Source organism: Methylobacterium sp. ap11 (assembly GCF_900110515.1).
Lineage (GTDB): Bacteria > Pseudomonadota > Alphaproteobacteria > Rhizobiales > Beijerinckiaceae > Methylobacterium > Methylobacterium ajmalii.
Window position 1 is genome coordinate 362,389 of the sequence record NZ_FOEB01000002.1, and the last position, 21,054, is coordinate 383,442.

Consider the following 21,054-nt stretch of genomic DNA (forward strand, 5'->3'; position numbering starts at 1 on the left):
CAAGGCAGGTCCCTCAACCGGAATCCATCGTGCGCTATCCGCCTCACCTGCTCGAAGAGATCCGCTCGCGCCTGCCGGCCTCCGATGTCGTCGGCCGGCGCGTGCGCCTCAAGAAGGCGGGGCGGGAATGGCGCGGCCTGTCGCCGTTCAACGCCGAGAAGTCGCCCTCGTTCTACGTCAACGACCAGAAGCAGTTCTACCACTGCTTCTCCTCCGGCAAGCACGGCGACATCTTCACCTTCCTGATGGAGACGGAGGGCGTCTCGTTCCCCGAAGCGGTGGAGCGCCTGGCCTCCGAGGCCGGGGTGGCCCTGCCGGCCCCGAGCGAGGCCTCGCGCGAGAGCGAGACCCGGCGGCGCGGCGCCCTCGAGGTGATGGAGCTCGCCTGCACCTTCTTCGAGGAGCAGCTCGCCGGCCGGGCCGGGGGCCGCGCCCGCGACTACCTCGCCGGGCGCGGGCTCGACGGCGAGATCCGCCGCACCTTCCGCCTCGGCTACGCGCCGCCCGAGCGCTACGCGCTGCGCGACCACCTCGCCGCCCGGGACGTGCCGGCCGAGCTGATGGTGGAGCTGAACCTTCTCACCACCGGCGACGACATCAAGGTCCCGTTCGACCGTTTTCGCGACCGGGTGATCTTCCCGATCCGCGACGTGCGCGGCCGGGTCGTCGCCTTCGGCGGCCGCGGCATGAGCCCGGACGCCAAGCCGAAATACCTGAACTCCTCCGAGACGCCGCTCTTCCACAAGGGGCGGGTGCTCTACAACCACCATGCCGCCCGCAAGAGCGCCCACGATACCGGCCGGGTGATCGCGGTCGAGGGCTACGTCGACGCCATCGCGATGACGCTCGCCGGCCATCCGGAGGTGGTGGCCTCCCTCGGCACGGCGCTGACCGAGGACCAGCTCGCCCTGCTCTGGCGCATGGCCGACGAGCCGATCCTGTGCTTCGACGGCGACGGCGCGGGGCGGCGCGCCGCCTACCGCGCCCTCGACGTCGCCCTGCCGGCGCTCGCGCCCGGGAAATCCCTGCGCTTCGCCCTGATGCCCGAGGGCCAGGACCCGGACGACCTCCTGCGCTCGGGCGGCCCGGGCGCCATCGACCGGGTGCTCGACGGCGCCAAGCCCCTCGTCGACGTGCTGTGGTCGCGCGAGACCGAGATGAGCCCGGTCGACACGCCGGAGCGCCGGGCCGGCCTCGCCCAGCGCCTGCGCGAGATCGTCGGCGGCATCCGCGACGAGACCCTGAAGCGCTACTACCGCGACGAGATCGAGGCGCGCCTGCGCTCCCTGAGCCCCAACAACGCCAGCCGCCAGCCGGGCGGCGGGGGGGACCGCCCCTACGGCCGCGAGCGCGCGCCCTTCGTGCCGCGGGCTCGCGGGGCGCCGCCGGCGCCGGTCTCGCCGCGGCTCACCGCCCGGGCGAGCCCGCTGCTCGCCCGCTCCTCGCTGTTCTCCGGCGGCTCGTCCTCGCGCGAGGCCCTGATCGTCGCGGCTCTCCTGGTCCATCCCGAACTCCTGGCGCGCGAGGCCGAGGAACTGGCCGAGGTCGCGTTCGAGGGCGCGGATGCGCGGGCGTTGCGCAGCGTCCTCCTCGACTTCGCGGCGGAGGGAGGAGTGAGCGACGCCGCCCTCCTCGACGCGCGGCTCGAACGGGCCGGGCTCACGGCGGCTGCGGGCCGAATCGCCACCCTGGTGCGCCCCGGCGACCGCTGGTTGCTCGATCCGCACGCCGATCCGGTGCGGCTGGAGGACGCGTTCCAGCAGGCCGTGATCTTGCACCGCAAGGCGGGAACGCTACATAGCGAACTTCGGGCGGCCGAGCGTGCGTTCGCGGAGGCGGAGACCGAAGCCAACCAAGCCTGGCTTTTCGACCTGAGGAACCAGCTCTCGGCTGTCGAGGCGGCCGAGGTCGGTTCGGAGGCAAACGGGGTGACGGAAGCGCCGTGACGCCGCGCACGACTTGCGGCTTGCGCCCGGACTGGTTTACGGCAAGCCGATAGAATGGCTTGCAATTCTGCGTGAGATCCTGGGACGGCACCCGCGCCGCCCGACGCGACATCACGGTGCCGGCACGGCGGGAGTCTCCCCGCCCGGGCACTGCCGACACCGGGAAGCATAGGCTGAGCATGGCGACGAAGGCAACGGAACGAGACGAGACCGAAGCGGCCCCCGAGCAGCAGACCGACGGCCCGCTCCTCGACCTGACGGATGCCTCCGTCAAGCGGATGATCAAGCTCGCCAAGAAGCGCGGCTACGTCACCTACGACGAGCTGAACGAGGTGCTGCCCCAGGAGGAGTTCACCTCCGAGCAGATCGAGGACGTGCTGGGTCAGCTGTCCGAGCTCGGCGTGAACGTGGTGGAGGCCGAGGAGGCCGACGAGCAGCAGGGCGAGGCCCCGGCCCAGGAGGGCGCCGAGGAGGAGGAGGCGAGCGAGGGCGGCGAAGTCGCCGAGGTCGCCGCCGCCCGCCCGGTCGCGCTTCGCGCCGAGACCACCAAGGAGCCGACCGACCGCACCGACGACCCGGTGCGGATGTACCTGCGCGAGATGGGCTCGGTCGAGCTTCTCTCCCGCGAGGGCGAGATCGCGATCGCCAAGCGGATCGAGGCCGGGCGCGAGGCGATGATCGCCGGCCTGTGCGAGAGCCCGCTGACCTTCCAGGCCATCATCATCTGGCGCGACGAGCTCGTCGACGGCCGGGTGCTCCTGCGCGACATCATCGACCTCGAGGCGACCTATGCCGGCCCCGACGGCCGCGGCGGTCCCGCCGAGGGCGAGGCCGAGTCCGAGGAGGAGGGCGACGCCGAGGGCGAGACCCCGCCGGACGGCGAGGGCGACGAGGACGACCTCGAGAACAACGTGTCGCTGTCGGCCATGGAGGCCGAGCTGAAGCCGCGCGTGCTCGAGACCTTCGACGCGATCGCCGAGAACTACCGCAAGCTGCGCAAGGTGCAGGCCGAGCAGGCCGAGACCCGGCTCAAGGGCGCGGCGGCCTCGGAATCGCAAGGCCAGCGCTATTCCGAGCTGAAGAACACCGTCGTCGCCGACGTGAAGTCGCTCTCGCTCAACGCCAACCGCATCGAGGCGCTGGTCGAGCAGCTCTACGACATCAACAAGCGGCTGATCTCGCACGAGGGCCGCCTGATGCGGCTCGCCGAGAACCACGGCGTCGCCCGCGACCAGTTCCTCCTCCACTACCAGGGCTACGAGCTCGATCCGCACTGGGTCGAGCGGGTGGCCAAGCTCGGCGGCAAGGGCTGGAAGAACTTCACCGAGCGCGGTGCGGTCAACATCCTCACGCTGCGCGAGCAGATCATCTCGCTCGCCTCCGAGACCGGCCTGGAGATCCAGGAGTACCGGAAGATCGTCCACATGGTCCAGAAGGGCGAGCGCGAAGCCCGCCAGGCCAAGAAGGAGATGATCGAGGCCAACCTTCGGCTGGTGATCTCGATCGCCAAGAAGTACACCAACCGCGGCCTGCAGTTCCTGGACCTGATCCAGGAGGGCAACATCGGCCTGATGAAGGCGGTCGACAAGTTCGAGTACCGCCGCGGCTACAAGTTCTCGACCTACGCGACCTGGTGGATCCGGCAGGCGATCACCCGCTCGATCGCCGATCAGGCCCGCACGATCCGCATCCCGGTGCACATGATCGAGACGATCAACAAGATCGTCAGGACGTCGCGCCAGATGCTGCACGAGATCGGCCGCGAGCCGACCCCGGAGGAGCTGGCCGAGAAGCTGGCGATGCCGCTGGAGAAGGTCCGCAAGGTCCTCAAGATCGCCAAGGAGCCGATCTCGCTCGAGACCCCGATCGGCGACGAGGAGGATTCCCACCTCGGCGATTTCATCGAGGACAAGAACGTCGTCCTGCCGATCGACGCGGCGATCCAGTCGAACCTGCGCGAGACCACCACCCGGGTGCTCGCCTCGCTCACCCCCCGCGAGGAGCGCGTGCTGCGCATGCGCTTCGGCATCGGCATGAACACCGACCACACCCTCGAAGAGGTCGGCCAGCAGTTCTCGGTGACCCGCGAGCGTATCCGCCAGATCGAGGCCAAGGCCCTGCGCAAGCTCAAGCACCCGAGCCGGTCGCGCAAGCTGCGCAGCTTCCTCGACAACTGAGCCCGGACATCCGCACGGACCGGGAAGGCCCGGGAGGCAGCCGCCTCCCGGGCCTTCGTCGTTACAGCGGCGCCACGATCCGCGCCACGGCGCGGCGCACCAGCGGCAGGACGAGCAGCAGGGTCGGGAAGGCGACGAGCCAGGAGAGGCCCCAGGCGCGGGGCCAGTGCCACAGCGCGTCGGGCGTCGGCCCGAGGCTGAGCAGGGTGGCGATGCCCGACACGACGCAGGTCATCAGGATCGAGAGCAGGAAGGCGGTCACCAGCGGCGCGGTGCCGGCCGGAAGGCGGCGCGGAACGATGAGGGAGGGCATGACGCGTCTTTCGAAGCGGAGGGATCCGCCCGGAGCGAGGCGACGCGGCCCGCCCGGTGGAACCACCCAGGGAGCGCGTTGCTTGACGTGAGACGCTTACGGCCGGGCGGGAGGATGTCCCGGGGGCGTCTCGATCGCTACCAGATCCGGGCCCGACCGCCAAGGTTCCACCCGGCCATGCCGGAACGGCCGGCCGGCCCATTCGATCCCCCCTTCCAAGCCTTGCCGTTCCGCACGGCGAAGCCCATGTCAGAGCCATGCACGACCAGCCTCGCCTCAACTCCGCTCCGACGCCCACGGCCGCGGCGGACGGGTCGGAGGCGAGCGACATTCCGATCGGCCTGTTTCGCGAATGCGTGGCCCTGCGCGACTGGCTGCTCAGCGAGGGCGCGCGGCTGCCGGAATCCGGCGATCTCCTGGCCGGCATGGCCGAGCGGTTGAACGACCTCGGCGTGCCGGTCGACCGGGCGACCACCGCCATCGACGCCCTGCACTCGGACTATTCCGGCGTAGGCCGGTTCTGGACCCGGGAGGACGGCGTCAGCTTCCGCCTCTTTCCCCACGGCGAGGCGACCGAGAAGGCGCTCTCGCGCAGCCCGTTCGCGCATGTCTACGCCACCGGGCAGTGGCTGATCCTCGATCTACGCGAGACGCCCGACGACCGGTTCAGCATCGTCCCGGAGCTTAAAGGCGCGGGCTACACCCACTACATCACCGTGCCGCTGTTCTTCACCAACGGCACCAGGAACGGCGTCACCTTCGCGACCCGCGATCCCCGCGGCTTTCGCGACGACGACCTCGCCATCCTGCGCTTCATCGTGCCGACCCTGTCGGCCGTGATGGAGATGCGCGGCCTCAACGCCCGGCTCGACCACGTGCTGCGGGTCTATGTCGGCGACGGGCCGCACCAGGCGATCCTCGCCGGCTTCATCCGCCGCGGCCAGGTCGAGCGGATCCGCTCGGCGATCCTGTTCGCCGACATGCGCGGCTACACCCACCTCACCGACGCGCTCACGCCCGAGGCCTCGGTGGAATTGCTCAACACCTATTTCGACTGCCTGGTGCCGCCGATCGAGAGCGAGGGCGGCGAGGTCTTGAAATACATGGGCGACGGGCTCCTCGCGATCTTCCGCGAGAGCGGCGACGACCTCGGCGGCGCGGCGCAGGGCGCGCTCTCGGCCGCGCAGGCCGCGCTGCGTCGCGTCGAGGAGGCCAACCGCGCCGGGCGCTTTCCCACCCGCATCGAGATCGGCATCGCGCTCCACCACGGCGAGGCGGCCTACGGCAATGTCGGCTCCGGCGCCCGGCTCGATTTCACCGTCATCGGCCGCGACGTGAATCTGGCGAGCCGGCTCGCCAAGCTCAACAAGATCCTGTCCGAGCCGCTCCTGATGTCGAAGCCCTTCGTCGACTTCCTGTGGGGCGATCCCGAGCTGCTCGGCACCCATCCCCTCGACGGCATCGCCGAGGAGATGGCGATCTACCGGCCCGGCAAGGGTTGCTGATTGAAGGGCTGCCGATTTCGCGCCGCCCGGCACGGCGGGCGGTCGCAGGCGGTTGACGAACCGGCTCCCGCTCGCCAAATTCCGGCCGTTCCAGGGAGATCCCCGGCAAGGGGCTGAGACACCGCTGGACTGCAGGCCCTTCGGCCTCGGTCGGCGCGGAAATCCTTCGAACCTGATCCGGCTCATACCGGCGTAGGGATTGGACAGGCCGTCTCAGGCCCCGCGCATCATCCGGCCACCGGGCGCTGTCCAACTCTCTTCGGGCCACCGTGGAGACGAGGGTGCACGCGACCAGGGCGCAGACGATCGGACGGCGGAGCGGGCCGGCCACATCCCCGGGGACCGACCGCCTGCCGGAGCGCGCCGATGTCGCGGTGATCGGCGCCGGGCTGATCGGGCTCTCGGTCGCGTGGCGGCTCGCCCGCGCGGGCCTCGCCGTCGCGGTGATCGAGCGCGGCAGAGCCGGGGACGGGGCGAGCCTTGCCGCCACCGGCATGCTGGCGGCGGCCGCCGAGCACGAGCCCGGCGGCGAGGGCTTGTCGCCGCTCTGCGTCGAGAGCCAGCGCCTCTGGCACCCGTTTCGCGACGAGCTGGAGGCCGAATCCGGTCTCACCATCGATTACCGCCGCGAGGGCACGCTCGTGATCGCGCTCGGCCGCGACGAGGTCGAGCGCCTGCGTTTCCGCCACGAACTGCAGCGGCGCGACGGGCTTAACGCCGAGTGGCTGTCGGGCCCTGCGGTGCGCGCCCGCGAGCCGGGCCTGCGCCCCACCGTCACCGCCGGCCTCTTCTGCCCCGACGACCACCAGGTCGACCCCGCCCGGGTGATGGCGGCCCTGCGCCAGGCGCTGCGGGCGGCCGGCGGGTGGCTCGTCGAGGAGACGACCGTCACGGCGCTCACCCGCGAGGGCGGGCGCGTCACCGGCATCGAGACCTCGGCCGGCGCGCTGCGGGCCGGCACCACGGTGCTGGCCTCCGGGGCCTGGGCCGGGGAGGGGGGGCTGATCCCCGATCTCGCCCTGCCGGTGCGCCCGCTTAAGGGCCAGTCGGTGGCGCTGCAGATGACGCCGCGCAGCGGCCACCTCTCCCACGTCGTCTGGACCGAGCAGGTCCACATGGCGCCGAAGGCCGACGGCACGCTGATCGTCGGCGCCACCGTGGAGGAGACCGGCTTCGACCCCCACCTCACCGCCGGCGGGCTCTACGCCCTGCTGGAGGGCGCCCGGCGCGCCCTCCCGGGCGTCGAGGAGATGCGGGTGGTCGGCGTCTGGAGCGGCTTTCGCCCGACCTCCGACGACGACGCCCCGATTCTCGGCGAGGCGCGGCCGGGCCTCGTGCTCGCCGCCGGCCATCACCGCAACGGCTACCTGCTCGCCCCCGTCACCGCCGAGGCGGTCGCCGCCCTGGTCCTGCGCGGCGAGACGCTGCCGGTCGCCGCGCCCTTCGGCCTTGCCCGCTTCACCCCGTCCTCCCGCGAGACCCCATGAAGATCCTCGTCAACGGCGAGCCCCGCGACAGCGCGGCCGCCACCCTCGACGCCCTGTGGCGCGAGGAGACCGCCGACCTCGATCTGCCCGGCCCCCAGGGCTTCGCCATCGCCCTCAACGGCGCCGTGGTGCGCCAGCGCGCCTGGGCCGAGACGCCGCTCGGCGAGGGCGACCGCGTCGAGATCGTGCGCGCCATGCAGGGTGGGTAGTGGTTGTCAGATCGTTCAATGGGGTCGCGCAGCATCACGGACGCTTTCTCCTTCCCCCACTCTCGACCTCATCCTGAGGTGTCAGTCCATCAGAGATGGACTGACCTCGAAGGAGGGCTCCAGGGATCGCAGCGGCTTCTGGAGCCCTCCTTCGAGGCTCAGCGATCTTCGATCGCCCGCACCTCAGGATGAGGTCGTGGGCGGGATATCGGCAACACGCTCCTACGAACTGCCTATGAAATCTGGAGAAACCCCATGACCGACTCCCACGACGACCCGTTCGTCATCGCCGGCACGACGCTCGCCTCGCGCCTCCTCATCGGCACCGCCGGCTACCCGACGCAAGCCATCATGAGCGAGGCGGTGCGGGCGAGCGGGGCCGAGGTGGTGACGGTCTCGATCCGTCGTATCTCGCTCCACGGCCACGGCTCGGACACGGTGGCGCGGCTGAAGGGCGCGCGCTTCCTGCCCAACACCGCCGGCTGCGAGACCGCTCGTGACGCGGTGATGACCGCGGAGCTCGCCCGCGAGGCGCTCGGCACCAACTGGATCAAGGTCGAGGTCATCGGCGACCGCGAGACGCTCTACCCGGACGTCGCCGAGACGATCGAGGCCACCCGCCAGCTGGTCGAGTCCGGCTTCGTCGTGTTGCCCTATTGCAACGACGATCCGGTGGTGTGCAGCCGGCTCGCCGATCTCGGGGCCGCCGCCGTGATGCCGATGGGCTCGCTCATCGGCTCCGGCATGGGCGTCGCCAACCCGGCGAACCTCGAGCTGATCTGCCGCCGCTCCCCGGTGCCGGTGATCGTGGATGCCGGCATCGGCACCGCCTCGGACGCGGTGGTGGCGATGGAGCTGGGGGCTGCCGCCGTCCTCCTCAACACCGCCGTCGCCAAGGCCGACGATCCGGTGCGGATGGCCGCCGCCATGCGCCACGCCGTCGAGGCCGGCCGCCTCGCGCACCGGGCCGGCCGCATCCCGCGTCGCGCCCGGGCCGAGCCGTCGAGTCCCCAGCTCGGCCTCGTCGGCTCGTGAGCCTGCCCGCCCGCCTCCTGATCGTCACCGACCGGCACGGCTGCCCCGAGCCGCTGGAGACCCGCGTCGCCGCCTGCCTCGCGGCCGGCGCCCGCTGGGTCTGGCTGCGCGACCGCGACCTGCCCGCCTCGGAGCGGGCGGCCCTCGCCGAACATCTCGCCGCCCAGCTGGCCCGGGTCGGCGGCGCGATCACCATCGGGCGCGACGTGGAACTGGCGGCGCAGGTGGGGGCGGCCGGCGTCCAGCTCGGCGACGCGGAAGCGGTCGCCCCGGCCCGGGCGCGGCTGGGGCGGGGGGCGCTGCTCGGCGTCTCGGCGCATTCGCTGGCCGAGGTGCGGGCGGCGCGGGAGGCAGGGGCGGATTACGTGACCCTAAGCCCGATTTTTCTGACGGCCAGCAAGCCGGGGTATGGGCCGGCTCTGGGGCTCGGCGCCCTGGGTGAGGCGGCCGCACTGATGCCGGTCGTGGCACTCGGCGGCATCGATCCGACGACGGCGCCGTCCTGCCGTGCGGCGGGGGCTGCCGCGGTGGCGGTGATGGGGGCGGTGATGCGGGCACCGAAGGTCGGGGGGCCGATCCAGGCGTTGGCCTGACCCAGTGACCCGTCCCGCTTCAATCACCGACCCCGCAAGAGGCGCGGGGAGAGGCGAAACCCCGCGCCTGATCCGGGCCGCATCCTGGCACCAATCTGCCACTGCACCTGACGCCAACGGCCCTGCTCGGCTGGCCGGCAGCAGTGCTGAGCCGCGCTCTTCTACAAATACTCAGTCTGAATGTGTCCGCATCACCACGTTGGTGAGTGCATCGATCGTGGCGCCCGGGGAACCATGCCGTGAAGGGGAGGTTCTTCGACCACCCTACCGCCGTAGTTAATGATGATGGAGAATAAAGACATGGCTACAATCACAAATTCGTCGCCTGCCCGAAGTCAAGCGACCATTGGCGGGCGCGAAAGGATTCAATTTATAATTTACTGCATATGAACATATTTGAAAATAAGACGCATTATGGAATTGCAAATAGCTTTCTTTTCTTGTCGATGCAGACAATATGCGACAATGGTGTGAATCTGCGACGATTATCTCTCCCGCCCGCGACCTCATCCTGAGGTGTTAGTCGATCGAAGATCGACTGACCTCGAAGGAGACCTCCAGATGTCGCTGCGATTTCTGGAGCCCTCCTTCGAGGCTCACTGCGTTCGCGCCTCAGGATGAGGTTGTGTATGGGAAAGCCTTGACGCAGACAGGCTTCACGCCCCTGTCGTGTACCGTGGGTGGTGCGGACGGCGGGACTCGAACCCGCACGACCAGAGGTCGCAAGATTTTAAGTCTCGTGCGTCTACCGATTCCGCCACGTCCGCGCGGGGCTTGCCCGATCCGTCCGGGTTAGCCGGGGGCGGGGCCCAGATCAAGGCCCCGTCGCGGTCTTGCAACCCTCAGGTCGGACGCCAGCCGTAGAGCCAGGCGTAGCGCTCGGTCATCTGCTCGGGCCGCAGGCGTCCCATCACGAGGTCGCGGGCGGCCGCGACAAGGGGGCCGGCGTGGTAGACGCGGCCGTTGCGGCGGGCGTGACTCTGGATCAGGCGCACCCGCTCGACCCGGGCGGCCGCGTAGGCGGACAGGGCGGCCGGCACCGGCCGGTCGGCCTCGAGGCTGTGGGCCAGCACCGCGGCGTCCTCGATCGCCATGGCGGCGCCCTGGGCCAGGAAGGGCAGTACGGGATGGGCGGCATCCCCCAGAAGCGCGATCCGGCCGCGGGCCATCGGGCGGGCGGCGGCGCGGTCGGTAAGCGGCCAGACCAGCCAGGATTCGGGCCGGGCGAGCAGGTCGGCGAGCGGCGGGACGGCATCCGCGAAGGCGGCGCGCAGGCGCGCGGGGTCGCCCGCCCCGGCCCAGTCCTCGCCGCCGGGCTGGTCGGGCATCACCGCCACGAGGTTGAGCCGGCGCCCGGCATTGATCGGGTAATGCACGACGTGGCGGCGCGGGCCGAGCCACAGGCCGGTCTCGTCGGCGAGAAAAACCTCGGGCACCGCCTCGCGCGGGAGGGTGGCGCGCCAGGCCGATTCGCCGCGGGGGCGCAAGGGCCGTCGGTCGAGGGCGGCGCGCAGGGCCGAGCGCACGCCGTCGGCCGCCACCACGAGGTCGGCCTCCAGGGTCTCGCTGCGGCCACCGTCGCTGGTGAGCGTCAGGGTGGCGTGGTCGGGGGCGTCGCGCACGCCCGCGACGGTGCGGCCGACGAGCAGGCGGATGCCGGGGCGGCCGCGGGCGGCGTCGAGCAGGATGGTCTGGAGGTCGGCGCGGTGAACGACCCAGTAGGGCGCGCCGAACCGCTCGCGCATCGCGGCGCCGAGGGCGATTTCGCCGATCTCGCGGCCGTGCGCGATGCCGCGGATGCGCACCCGCTCCGGCTCGCCGGCGACGCGGCGCAGCGGCAGGCCGAGGCCGAGATCGGTCAGGACCCGGCTGGCATTGGGGGAGAGCTGCAGGCCCGCCCCGACCTCGCTGAAGGCAGTGCGGCGCTCGACGAGGGTCACCGCGTGGCCGCGGGCGGCGAGCGCCAGGGCGGCGGTCAGGCCGCCGATACCGGCCCCGACGATCGCGACGCGCAGGCCCGGCCGGTCGGCGACCGGCCGTCCCTGCGCGGGGGGGAGCGCCAACGCCTACTCGGCCGCGAGGCGAGCGCGGTCGTCCCAGACGCTGGAGGCCGGCGCCGCGGTCCCGGCCTTCAGGCTCGGGTTGTAGCGGTACAGCGTCGAGCAGTACTGGCAGATGATCTCGGAATCGGCGCCCATGTCGAGGAAGACGTGGGGATGGTCGAACGGCGGCAGCGCGCCGATGCACATGAACTCCTTCGAGCCCACCTGGATGACCTGGACGCCGTCCTGGTTGTGGAAGTGCGGGACCGCCTTGTCTGCCATCGCGTCCGGGTTCCTGACTGCGCGGGGCGTGGCGCCCCGATCCTGTCGCGGGGCGCGGGGGCCCCGATCCTCGCGCTCTCCTAGCCCCTCGGCGGCGCCGCGCCTAGAGCATTTTCCGACGAAGTGGATGCCGGTTCGTCGACGAAAATGCGGCAAAATCAAAATCCTAGAGAGCTTCGCGATCGCAACGCGATCGTGAAGCTCTCTGGGGGTGCGGGCGCGGGCAGGCGCCGCCCGGGGCCATCCGCCGCCGTTTGGTCACGGTCCTGCGGCATCGGGGCCCCGACAAGGCTTCATCATACGAGAGGATCGCCCGTGACCCGCTTCCCGCCGAGGCTCGCCCTCCTCGCCGCCGCCCTCGGCGCCTCCCTGCTGGCCGCGCCGGCCGCGCAGGCGCAGAGCCGCACCGTCGTCGGCGCCGGGGCCGGTGCGGTGGCGGGCGCCCTCGTCGCCGGGCCGATCGGCGCGGTGGTGGGCGGGGTCGTCGGCGCCGCCTGGGGCGAATCGGGCCGGCGCCCGCGCCGGGTCGCCCGGCGGGCGCGCCGCCACAACGTCGCCGCGCGGTACGCCGCGCCGCGTCCGGTGGCCCGGATCGCCCAGCGCGAGGGGGGCCGGCCGCGGGCCTGGGTCGATCCGCGCTGAGCGCGCGGATCGTTTCGGGTCCTTGGCTTCTCGGGTCCTTGGCTTCGTCGCCGGAACCCCCTACATCGAACGGCATCCCACGCCGCGCCAGCAGCATCTTTTTCGGGCCCCCGATGAGTCGTGACGAGCAGAGTGCGGTCAAGGACGGCCGCCGGCAGGAGCCGCCGATCCACGGCCCCGAGGCCTTCGAGGGCATGCGCAAGGCCGGCCGGCTCACCGCCGAGGCCCTGGACCTCCTGATGGAGGCGGTGGCGCCCGGCGTCACCACCGAGGCGCTCGACCGCCTCGCCTATACCTTCGCGATGGACCACGGCGCCTACCCGGCCTCGCTGCATTACCGCGGCTACCCGAAGTCGATCTGCACCTCGATCAACCACGTCGTCTGCCACGGCATCCCGAACGACAAGCCCCTACGCGAGGGCGACATCGTCAACCTCGACATCTGCCTGATCGTCGACGGCTGGCACGGCGATTCGAGCCGCATGGCCTATGTCGGAGAGGTGCCCCGCAAGGCGGCGCGTCTGTGCGAGATCACCCACGAGGCGCTGATGCTCGGCATCGCGGCGATCAAGCCGGGCGGCACCACCAACGACATCGGCGCGGCGATCCAGGCCTTTGCGGAGGGCGAGCGCTGCTCGGTGGTGCGCGACTTCTGCGGCCACGGCCTCGGCCGGACCTACCACGACGCGCCGACCATCCTGCACTACGTCGAGCCGAGCTACAGCGTCGCCCTGAAGCCGGGCCAGTTCTTCACCGTCGAGCCGATGATCAACCTCGGCCGCCCGCACGTGAAGGTGCTGGCCGACGGCTGGACGGCGGTGACCCGCGACCGCTCGCTCTCGGCGCAGTTCGAGCATACCGTGGCGGTGACCGAGACCGGATTCGAGATCTTCACGCTCTCGCCCAAGGGGCTGGACAAGCCGATCGACACCGCCGCCACCGCCTGAGCGCGCCATGGCCCGCCCGCCCCGCAGCGATCCGGGTTTCGCGGAGATGGGCGCGCCCGCCGTGGCCCCGCCGAAGGCCGAGGAGCCGCACTACCACGGCCACCGCGACCGCCTGCGCGCCCGCTTCGCGCAGGGCGACACGCTGCCCGACTACGAGTTCCTCGAACTGGTGCTCTTTCGCGCCATCCCGCGCCGGGACGTGAAGCCCATCGCCAAAGCGCTGATCGCCCGCTTCGGCAGCTTCGCCGAGGTGATCAGCGCCCCGCCCGAGCGGCTGATGGAGGTCGACGGGATCGGCCCCGCCGTCGTCACCGACCTCAAGATCATGGAGGCGGCCGGCCGGCGCCTCGCCCGCGGCGCGGTGGCCGAGCGCACGCTCCTGTCGTCCTGGGCCGCCGTGATCGATTACTGCCGCGCCGCGATGGCGTTCGCGCCGCGCGAGGAGTTCCGGCTCCTCTTCCTCGACAAGCGCAACCGCCTGATCGCCGACGAGGTCCAGGGCCGCGGCACCGTCGACCACACCCCGGTCTATCCCCGCGAGGTGGTGCGGCGCGCCCTCGAACTTTCCGCCACCGCCCTGATCCTCGTCCACAACCACCCCTCGGGCGACCCGACGCCGTCCCAGGCCGACATCAAGATGACCCGGGACATCGTCGCGGTGGCCGGCCCCCTCGGCATCGTGGTCCACGACCACATCATCGTCGGTCGCGAGGGCCATGCGAGCTTCCGCGGGCTGAAGCTGATCTGACGGCGCGCGACCGATCCCGCGGCCAAATTTCGCCTAAAATTTCATCAGATTCGCGCCGGCACCGGCCGCGCCGGCTCCGTCCCGCCTGACCCTGCGCAAAGAGCGGTGACGCCGGGCGGGAGAGGACGCATTTCCTTTGCCTTGGCCCCCGTCTTGCGTCTAGCTTCGGCGCAAACAGAGGGACGCCCATGCCGCTCAGTGCGTTCAACGAGATGACGGGTGCCCAGGAGAGCGGACTGGACCCGGCCGCCGTGCGCGAGGCGTACGCGGCGCTCAAGACCTGGCTCGACACGACTCCGCCCGAGCAATTCGACACGCGGCGCAGCCAGGCGGAATTGTTCTTCCGCCGGATCGGCATCACTTTCGCGGTCTACGGCGACAACGAGTCGACCGAGCGGCTGATCCCGTTCGACATCATCCCGCGGGTGCTGACCAAGCCCGAATGGGGCTTCCTGGAGCGCGGCCTCAAGCAGCGCGTCACCGCGCTCAACATGTTCCTGGCCGACATCTACGGCCCGCAGGAATGCATCAAGGCCGGGATCATCCCGGGCGACCTCGTCTACCGCAACCCGCATTACCGGCTGGAGATGCGGGACTTCGAGGTGCCGCACGGCAAGTACGTCCACATCGCCGGCATCGACATCGTGCGCACCGGCGAAGACCAGTTCTTCGTGCTGGAGGACAACGCCCGCACGCCGTCGGGGGTCTCCTACATGCTGGAGAACCGCGAGGTGATGCTGCGGCTCTTCCCCGAGCTGTTTTCCAAGCACCGGGTCTCCCCGGTCGAGGCCTATCCGGACGCGCTGCTCGCCACCCTGCGCAGCCTCGCGCCGATGCGCGCCGCCCGCGACCCGAGCGTGGTGCTGCTCACCCCCGGCCGGTTCAACTCGGCCTTCTACGAGCACTCGTTCCTGGCCGACAAGCTCGGCGTCGACCTCGTCGAGGCCTCCGACCTCTTCACCAAGGACGACGTGGTCTACATGCGGACCACCGAGGGCCCGCGCCGGGTCGACGTGATCTACCGCCGGATCGACGACGACTTCCTCGACCCCCTGGTGTTCCGGCCCGATTCGGTCCTCGGCGTGCCGGGGCTGATGAGCGCCTACCAGAGTGGCAACGTCACGCTGGCGAACGCCGTCGGCACCGGCATCGCCGACGACAAGGCGGTCTACAGCTACATGCCGGAGATCGTGCGCTTCTTCACCGGCGAGGAGCCGATCCTGCACAACGTGCCGACCTGGCGCTGCCGCGAGAAGGAGGCGCTGTCGCACGTGCTCGCCAATCTCGGGGACCTCGTGGTCAAGGAGGTCAACGGCTCGGGCGGCTACGGCATGCTGGTGGGCCCCCACGCCACCAAGCGCGAGATCGAGGAGTTCGGCCGCAAGCTGCGCCACGCGCCGGACGGCTTCATCGCCCAGCCGACGCTGGCGCTCTCGACCTGCCCGACCTTCGTCGCCTCCGGCGTCGCGCCCCGCCACGTCGACCTGCGGCCCTTCGTGCTCGCGGGCGCCGACGACATCCGCATCGTGCCGGGCGGTCTCACCCGCGTGGCGCTCAAGGAGGGGTCGCTCGTGGTCAATTCGAGCCAGGGCGGCGGCACCAAGGACACCTGGGTGCTCGACGGCTGAACCGCGGCCCCGCGCCGCCCGCCCCGCATTCAGGACCCGGCCGTGCGCCCCCGCGCCCGGCCCGGTCCGCCCGCACCGCCACAGCGTGAGCCTCCTTCCGCCGCCATGCTCTCCCGCACCGCCGACAACCTCTACTGGCTCTCGCGCTACGCCGAGCGCGCCGACTTCGTCGCCCGCATCCTCGATGCGGCGCTCCGCCTCTCGGCCCTGCCGGCCAATTACGGCGGCAGCGACGCGAACGAGTGGGAATCCGCGCTCGCCTCGGCCGGCAACATCGAGCTGTTCCGCCCGCTCTACGACAGCGTCAACGAGCACACCGTCCGCGACTTCCTGGCCTTCAGCCCCAACAACCCGTCCTCGATCCGGTCCTGCCTGCAGACCGCCCGCGAGAACGCCCGCAGCGTGCGCACGGCGCTGACGAGCGAGATGTGGGAGGCGATCAACGAGGCCTACCTGCACCTGCGCAGCTTCGAGGGCCGGGACATGACCCGGGAGGAGTTCGCCCGCTTCCTCGACTGGGTGAAGGGCGTGTCGCTCGCCTTCGACGGCTCGGCCTACCGGACGATGCTGCGCAACGACGCGTTCTGGTTCACCCGGCTCGGCATCGCCATCGAGCGCGCCGACAACACCGCCCGCATCCTCGACGTGAAGTACCACGTCCTCCTGCCCGAGACCGAGCGGGTCGGCGGCAGCCTCGACTACTTCCAGTGGACCACGATCCTGCGCGAGGTCTCGGCGCTCACCGCCTATCACTGGGTCTACCGCGAGAGCATCAAGCCCTGGCTGGTAGCCGACCTCCTGATCCTCAACCGGGAGATGCCGCGCTCGCTCGCCAATTGCTACGGCATGCTGGTGCGCAACCTCGACCTCATCGCCGATGCGTATGGCCGCCACGGGCCGAGCCAGCGCCTCGCCCGCGGCATGCTGGCGAGGCTCGACGACCTGACGGTGGAGGAGATCTTCGCCTCCGGCCTGCACGAGTTCATCGAGGAGTTCATCGCCGAGAACAACCGCCTCGGGGCGGCGATCATCGAGCAGTATCTCGTGTGAGCCCCGCCGGGTCGGGGGCAGGGATGGGGGACGCCCTCCGGTTCCCCCCTCGCGCGGGAGGGTGTATAGCACCGCTCCGCACGGCCCAGCTTTTATCGTGACAGCGAGCTTCGCGATCCCATGCGCATCCGCGTCGTCCACGAGACGGTCTACCAGTACGACAACCCGGCCCGGAACCTGATCCAGATGCTGCGGCTGACGCCGCGGGACCATGACGGGCAGCACGTCCGCTCCTGGCGCATCGAGCCGACGGTGGACGGCCGCCTGGTCCGGCGCGAGGACGGCTTCGGCAACATCGTCCACGTCTTCAGCGCCGACGGGCCCGAGGAGGCCCTGGCGATCCGCGTCGTCGGGGAGGTCGACACCACCGAGACCCACGGGGTGATGCGCGGCATCTCCGAGTGGCTGCCCGACCCGTTCTACCTGCGCGAATCGCGCTTCGCCGTCGCCGACGAGGCGATCCGGACCTTCGCCGAGGAGGTCGCCGGCGGTGCGAGCGACCGGCTCGACCGGCTGCACCGGCTGCTTGCCGGCGTTCACCAGACGGTCGACTACGCGCCCGGCCCGACCGGGGCCGCCACCACGGCGGCGGAGGCCTTCGCCCTGCGCAAGGGCGTCGGCCAGGACCTCGCCCACGTCTTCATCGCGGCGGCGCGCCACCTCGAGATCCCGGTGCGCTACGTCTCGGGCTATTGCTGGCGGCCCGACGCTCCCGAGCAGGAGGCCGGCCATGCCTGGGTCGAGGCCCGGGTGCCGGATCTCGGCTGGGTCGGGTTCGATCCCGCCCACGGCATTGCGGTGACCGAGACCCACCTGCGGGTGACGATCGGCCTCGACTACCTCGACGCCGCCCCGGTCCGCGGCAGCCGCACCGGCGGCGGCACCGAGACCATGACGGTCCGGGTCCGGGTCGACGACGCCCGCGCCCAGGCGCAGGCCCAGCAGAGCCAGAACCCGGCGACGGGCGAGGACGACCGCGAAACCGACGCCGTCGCGCCCGGCCGCGCCGTCCAGCGCCAGGCCCAGGCCGGCTGACCTCTGTGGCACCGCCGCGATAGGCGGGCGCCACCTCACGCGGCGTCAACGAATTCGGCTGGATTCGCGATACGGCCTGAGCCAGGGTGGCGCCGCGCGCGGTGCCGGACCGCCCGCCTGACGATCGCCGGGGGGCGGTGAATCATGACCTATTGCGTCGGGATCCTGGTGGAGGAGGGTCTCGTCATGATCGCCGACACCCGCACGAATGCGGGGCTCGACGACATCTCGACCTACCGCAAGCTCCACATGTTCACCAAGCCCGGGGAGCGGGTGCTGGCGCTCGCATCCGCCGGCAACCTCTCGGTGACCCAGTCGGTGCTCTCGCTCCTGACCGAGGGCGTCGAGGACCCCGACACCGGCAAGCCCGAGACGATCTACGACGCGCCGACGATGTTCCGCGCCGCCCAGCTCATCGGCCGCGCGATCCGCAAGGTGCGGGCGATCGAGCGCGCCGGGTTCGAGGCGGCGCAGCTGCGCTTCGAGGTGTCGTTCCTGTTCGGCGGCCAGATCGGCGACGGGCCGATGCGGCTCTATATGATCTACTCGGCCGGCAACTTCATCGCCTGCAGCCAGGACGCGCCGTTCCTGCAGATCGGCGAGCACAAATACGGCAAGCCGATCCTCGACCGCGCCGTGACCTTCAAGACCGACATCTACGACGCTCTCAAGGTCGGCCTCGTCTCGATGGATTCGACCATGCGGTCGAACCTCGGCGTCGGCCTGCCGATCGACCTCGCGGTCATCCGCCGCAACACCTGCGACACCGAGGTGCTGCACCGGATCGAGGCCGGCGAGCCCTACTTCCACGACCTGCGCGAGCGCTGGTCGGCGGCCCTGCGGGCCGCCCACCGGGCGATCCCGCGGCCGCCCTACGGGCCGGGGGCGAAGTAGGCTCGCCCGCGGGCACCGTCCGCGTCAGAACGTGCCGCGCAGCCCCGCGAACACGCTGCGCCCGTCGCCCGGATAGAAGATCCGGGCGGCGCTGCCGGTGAGCGCCGCGGCGTTGGTCACCGCCGAGACGTCTGAGACGTAGCGCGCGTCGGTAAGGTTGCGGGCGTCGAGGAAGAGAGTCAGGCCGGGATCGACACTGACCGAGGCCTGCAGGCCGACGAGGGCGTAGCCCGGCGCCCGCAGGGTGTTGGCGTGATCGGCGAAGGCGCCGGTCGGCACCCAGTCGAGCGACGGCGCGAGCGTGAACGAGCCGCGCGCATAGGCCAGCACCGTGCGCAGGACGTCGCGCGGCAGGCCGGCGATCCGGTTGTCGCCATAGACCGGATCGCGCACGAAGCGGAAGTCGTTGCGGGTCCAGATCTGGGTCAGCGTCAGGCTGTCGCCGACGCCGGTGAGGTCGCGGACGAGATCGAGGGAGACAGCCGCCTCGACGCCCTGGTGGCGGGTGCGCGGCGCGTTGAAGGTCGCGGCCGGGATGCCGAGGCCCGCATTGATCGAGAAGTTGATCAGCTCGTCGCGGATCTCGGCCCGATACACCGTCACGTCGAAGCCGAGGCGGTCGATCCGCCCGCGGGCGCCGGCCTCCACCGTCCAGGCGCGCTGGGCCTGGAGCGGCACGAAGGTGGTGTTGGCCGCATTCGACTGCACGAGATCGGAGAAATCCGGCACGTCGCGCGAGCGGGTGAGGTCGCCGAAGACCTGGAGGTCGGGCAGGGCCTGCCAGAGCAGGCCGATCTTCGGGTTCACGCCCTCGTAGGTGCTGTTGGCGAACTGCGCCGCGAGGTTGCCGGGCAGGCCGCCCTTGTCGCTATAGGTGCGGTTGGCCGAAAACAGCTTGGCGCCGGTCATCAGCGCCACGTCGGGCAGGAACCAGAACCGGTTCTCGCCATAGGCTTCCAGGCTCGAGGCGCTCTGCAGGCTGTTGCGGGTCTGCGCGCCGCGGTTTCCCGCCACGTTCACGAATTGCAGCGCGGTGTTCTGGCCGGCATAGGCGCGCAGGCCCAAAATCGTGTCGTTGCGAAATCCCGCCACGTCGAAGGTGCCGGCCCAGTGCGGCGAGACGCCGTAGGTCCAGCCGTCCTGGTCGATGACCTGGAAGATCGGGTGGTAGAGCGACTTGTGGATCGCCCAGGAATCGATGTCGAGCTTGCCGACGTCGAGGAGGAACGAGGTCCGGTTGGCGATCCGCTCGGTCGCGACCTGGCGCGACTGGTTGCCGGACAACGCCGCCGGGTTGGCGATTCGGGGCGTGCGCAGCGATTCGTCGAGGGTGAGCGCGCCGGGAAGCTTCTGGTCGGTGAAGTAGAGGCCGGCATAGAACCGGGTCTCGACGCCGGGAGCGATCTGGTAGCCGAGATTGGCATTGAAGTTCTGCGTCCGCTGCACCTCGTGCTGGCGAAAGCCGTCGGCGTTGGTGATCGTGCCGTTGACGAGAAAGTCCGCCGGGCCGACGACCCGCGAGACCTGGAAATTCTCCCGCACCGCGTTGAAGCTGCCGCCGTCGATCCGCACGATGGTCGGCGCCAGCGCCGTGCGGGCGGTCGGCGTGACGAGGTTGACCGCGCCGCCGAGCGTCGTCGCGCCGAAGGTCAGGGCGTTGCCGCCCTTGTAGACCTCGACCGACCGCAGGGCGAGCGGATCGACCTGGTAGAAGTCGCCGGACCCGTCGGCGAGGTTGAGTGGAATCCCGTCCTGCAGCAGCTCGATGCCGCGCAGGTGGAAGCCGCGGGCGACGCCCGAGCCGCGGATCGAGAGGCGCACCTCCTGGCCGTAGCGCTCCTGTACGGTGACGCCCGGCACGTCCTTGATCACGTCGCGCAGGGTGTTGGCGTAGCGGTTCTGGATGTCGGCCGCGTCGACGAACCCGACCGAGCCGACGGTCTGGTTGAGGCTGCGGCGCTGCTCGGCCACCGAGGGAACGGTGAGCGAGCCGCCCCCGGCCGCAGCGACGGTGGGGCCCGCCACCTCGATCTGTTCGAGGGGCAGGGCGCCAGCCGTCGGCTGGGCGGAGGCTGGAGAAGCGAGGCAGAGGAGAGCGGGCAGTACGGAGCCGCCCCGGAGAACGAGGGACATGACGGCGCGACCTTTCGCGGGCCGGAGCCGGGGAGGGGCTCGACGGCGCGGGCGAGGGGAAGGGAGTTCTCGAATTGGAGGTTGCGCGCCGATCGAGGAGAGATCGGTCGAAAGTCGCGCCAACCGGTGTCGTCTTGGGCTTTGAGACTTGGGCTTTAAGACCTGGGCTTTAAGACCCGAGCGCTGTGCCGGCGGAGTCCGACTTAGCGCTCTCGCAGGACCGGACGCGGCAACGCTTAGGAGATCGACCGCGGGATTCTCTCTCCAGGCGATATCGGGCAACCCCGGCATGCCAGGAGAGGGGAGATCCGCGCCTTCCCCGTTGTCCGATCAGCCCTGCGGCTCAAGCGGAGGGGAACGCCGTACGATCCAGCCAGGCTCCAGCCGC

18 protein-coding genes, 1 tRNA gene and 1 riboswitch are annotated in these 21,054 nt (G+C 70.9%); of the genes, 14 read left to right on the forward strand and 5 right to left on the reverse strand.

Annotated features, from left to right (window positions below):
• Positions 1-29 precede the first annotated feature (29 nt).
• On the forward strand, positions 30-1,946 hold the full coding sequence (gene dnaG, locus BMX97_RS04120) for a DNA primase (protein ID WP_091745661.1): 1,917 nt from the start codon (positions 30-32) through the stop codon (positions 1,944-1,946).
• Positions 1,947-2,125: 179 nt separating this feature from the next.
• Positions 2,126-4,123 (forward strand): RNA polymerase sigma factor RpoD, encoded by a 1,998-nt coding sequence (gene rpoD / locus BMX97_RS04125; protein ID WP_091745663.1) that lies wholly within the window; start codon positions 2,126-2,128, stop codon positions 4,121-4,123.
• A 61-nt stretch (positions 4,124-4,184) separates the two neighbouring features.
• Here rpoD and BMX97_RS04130 read toward each other — a convergent pair whose 3' ends face one another.
• Positions 4,185-4,436 carry a DUF2798 domain-containing protein gene (locus tag BMX97_RS04130; protein ID WP_091745665.1) on the reverse strand — a complete coding sequence of 84 codons (252 nt, stop codon included), beginning with the start codon at positions 4,434-4,436 and terminating at the stop codon, positions 4,185-4,187.
• Positions 4,437-4,693: 257 nt separating this feature from the next.
• On the opposite strand from BMX97_RS04130, the gene BMX97_RS04135 reads away from it, so the two are divergent.
• The 5 genes from BMX97_RS04135 (at position 4,694) to BMX97_RS04155 (ending at position 9,265) form a co-directional block, all read left to right on the forward strand.
• A complete protein-coding gene (locus BMX97_RS04135; protein WP_091745667.1) occupies positions 4,694-5,941 on the forward strand; it encodes an adenylate/guanylate cyclase domain-containing protein in 1,248 nt (415 codons plus the stop codon).
• An 83-nt stretch (positions 5,942-6,024) separates the two neighbouring features.
• Positions 6,025-6,158, forward strand: a riboswitch (TPP riboswitch).
• Between the two features lie 88 nt (positions 6,159-6,246).
• Positions 6,247-7,428: a glycine oxidase ThiO gene (gene thiO, locus BMX97_RS04140; protein ID WP_244538280.1), complete on the forward strand. Its 1,182-nt coding sequence runs from the start codon at positions 6,247-6,249 to the stop codon at positions 7,426-7,428.
• A complete protein-coding gene (thiS, locus tag BMX97_RS04145) occupies positions 7,425-7,637 on the forward strand; it encodes a sulfur carrier protein ThiS (RefSeq protein ID WP_091745671.1) in 213 nt (70 codons plus the stop codon). Before thiO ends, thiS begins: the two co-directional genes overlap by 4 nt.
• 255 nt (positions 7,638-7,892) lie before the next feature.
• Complete coding sequence (locus tag BMX97_RS04150) at positions 7,893-8,672, forward strand: thiazole synthase (RefSeq protein WP_091745674.1); 780 nt, start codon at positions 7,893-7,895, stop codon at positions 8,670-8,672.
• On the forward strand, positions 8,669-9,265 hold the full coding sequence (locus BMX97_RS04155) for a thiamine phosphate synthase (RefSeq protein ID WP_091745677.1): 597 nt from the start codon (positions 8,669-8,671) through the stop codon (positions 9,263-9,265). Before BMX97_RS04150 ends, BMX97_RS04155 begins: the two co-directional genes overlap by 4 nt.
• A gap of 681 nt (positions 9,266-9,946) precedes the next feature.
• Here BMX97_RS04155 and BMX97_RS04160 read toward each other — a convergent pair.
• From BMX97_RS04160 to BMX97_RS04170, 3 genes are all read right to left on the reverse strand, one after another.
• Positions 9,947-10,032: transfer RNA gene (locus BMX97_RS04160), tRNA-Leu, on the reverse strand.
• A 75-nt stretch (positions 10,033-10,107) separates the two neighbouring features.
• Positions 10,108-11,328 carry an FAD-dependent oxidoreductase gene (locus BMX97_RS04165; RefSeq protein ID WP_244538271.1) on the reverse strand — a complete coding sequence of 407 codons (1,221 nt, stop codon included), beginning with the start codon at positions 11,326-11,328 and terminating at the stop codon, positions 10,108-10,110.
• A 3-nt stretch (positions 11,329-11,331) separates the two neighbouring features.
• A complete protein-coding gene (locus tag BMX97_RS04170) occupies positions 11,332-11,589 on the reverse strand; it encodes a zinc-finger domain-containing protein (protein WP_048428697.1) in 258 nt (85 codons plus the stop codon).
• Positions 11,590-11,904: 315 nt separating this feature from the next.
• On the opposite strand from BMX97_RS04170, the gene BMX97_RS04175 reads away from it, so the two are divergent.
• The 7 genes from BMX97_RS04175 (at position 11,905) to BMX97_RS04205 (ending at position 18,533) form a co-directional block, all read left to right on the forward strand.
• Positions 11,905-12,231 carry a DUF456 family protein gene (locus BMX97_RS04175; RefSeq protein WP_091745679.1) on the forward strand — a complete coding sequence of 109 codons (327 nt, stop codon included), beginning with the start codon at positions 11,905-11,907 and terminating at the stop codon, positions 12,229-12,231.
• Positions 12,232-12,344: 113 nt separating this feature from the next.
• On the forward strand, positions 12,345-13,178 hold the full coding sequence (gene map / locus BMX97_RS04180; RefSeq protein ID WP_091745681.1) for a type I methionyl aminopeptidase: 834 nt from the start codon (positions 12,345-12,347) through the stop codon (positions 13,176-13,178).
• A 46-nt stretch (positions 13,179-13,224) separates the two neighbouring features.
• Positions 13,225-13,926, forward strand: a complete 702-nt coding sequence (gene radC / locus BMX97_RS04185) for a RadC family protein (protein WP_244538281.1) — start codon at positions 13,225-13,227, stop codon at positions 13,924-13,926.
• Between the two features lie 188 nt (positions 13,927-14,114).
• Positions 14,115-15,554 carry a circularly permuted type 2 ATP-grasp protein gene (locus tag BMX97_RS04190; protein WP_060848742.1) on the forward strand — a complete coding sequence of 480 codons (1,440 nt, stop codon included), beginning with the start codon at positions 14,115-14,117 and terminating at the stop codon, positions 15,552-15,554.
• Positions 15,555-15,659: 105 nt separating this feature from the next.
• Positions 15,660-16,604: an alpha-E domain-containing protein gene (locus tag BMX97_RS04195; protein ID WP_091745685.1), complete on the forward strand. Its 945-nt coding sequence runs from the start codon at positions 15,660-15,662 to the stop codon at positions 16,602-16,604.
• A 120-nt stretch (positions 16,605-16,724) separates the two neighbouring features.
• The gene (locus BMX97_RS04200; RefSeq protein WP_091745688.1) at positions 16,725-17,639 is read left to right on the forward strand and encodes a transglutaminase family protein; all 915 of its coding nucleotides are present in this window, start codon (positions 16,725-16,727) and stop codon (positions 17,637-17,639) included.
• Between the two features lie 144 nt (positions 17,640-17,783).
• On the forward strand, positions 17,784-18,533 hold the full coding sequence (locus tag BMX97_RS04205; RefSeq protein WP_060848744.1) for a proteasome-type protease: 750 nt from the start codon (positions 17,784-17,786) through the stop codon (positions 18,531-18,533).
• A gap of 24 nt (positions 18,534-18,557) precedes the next feature.
• Here the strand turns inward: BMX97_RS04205 and BMX97_RS04210 are convergent, their stop codons facing one another.
• Positions 18,558-20,666 (reverse strand): TonB-dependent receptor family protein, encoded by a 2,109-nt coding sequence (locus BMX97_RS04210; protein ID WP_091745690.1) that lies wholly within the window; start codon positions 20,664-20,666, stop codon positions 18,558-18,560.
• Between the last annotated feature and the right edge of the window lie 388 nt (positions 20,667-21,054).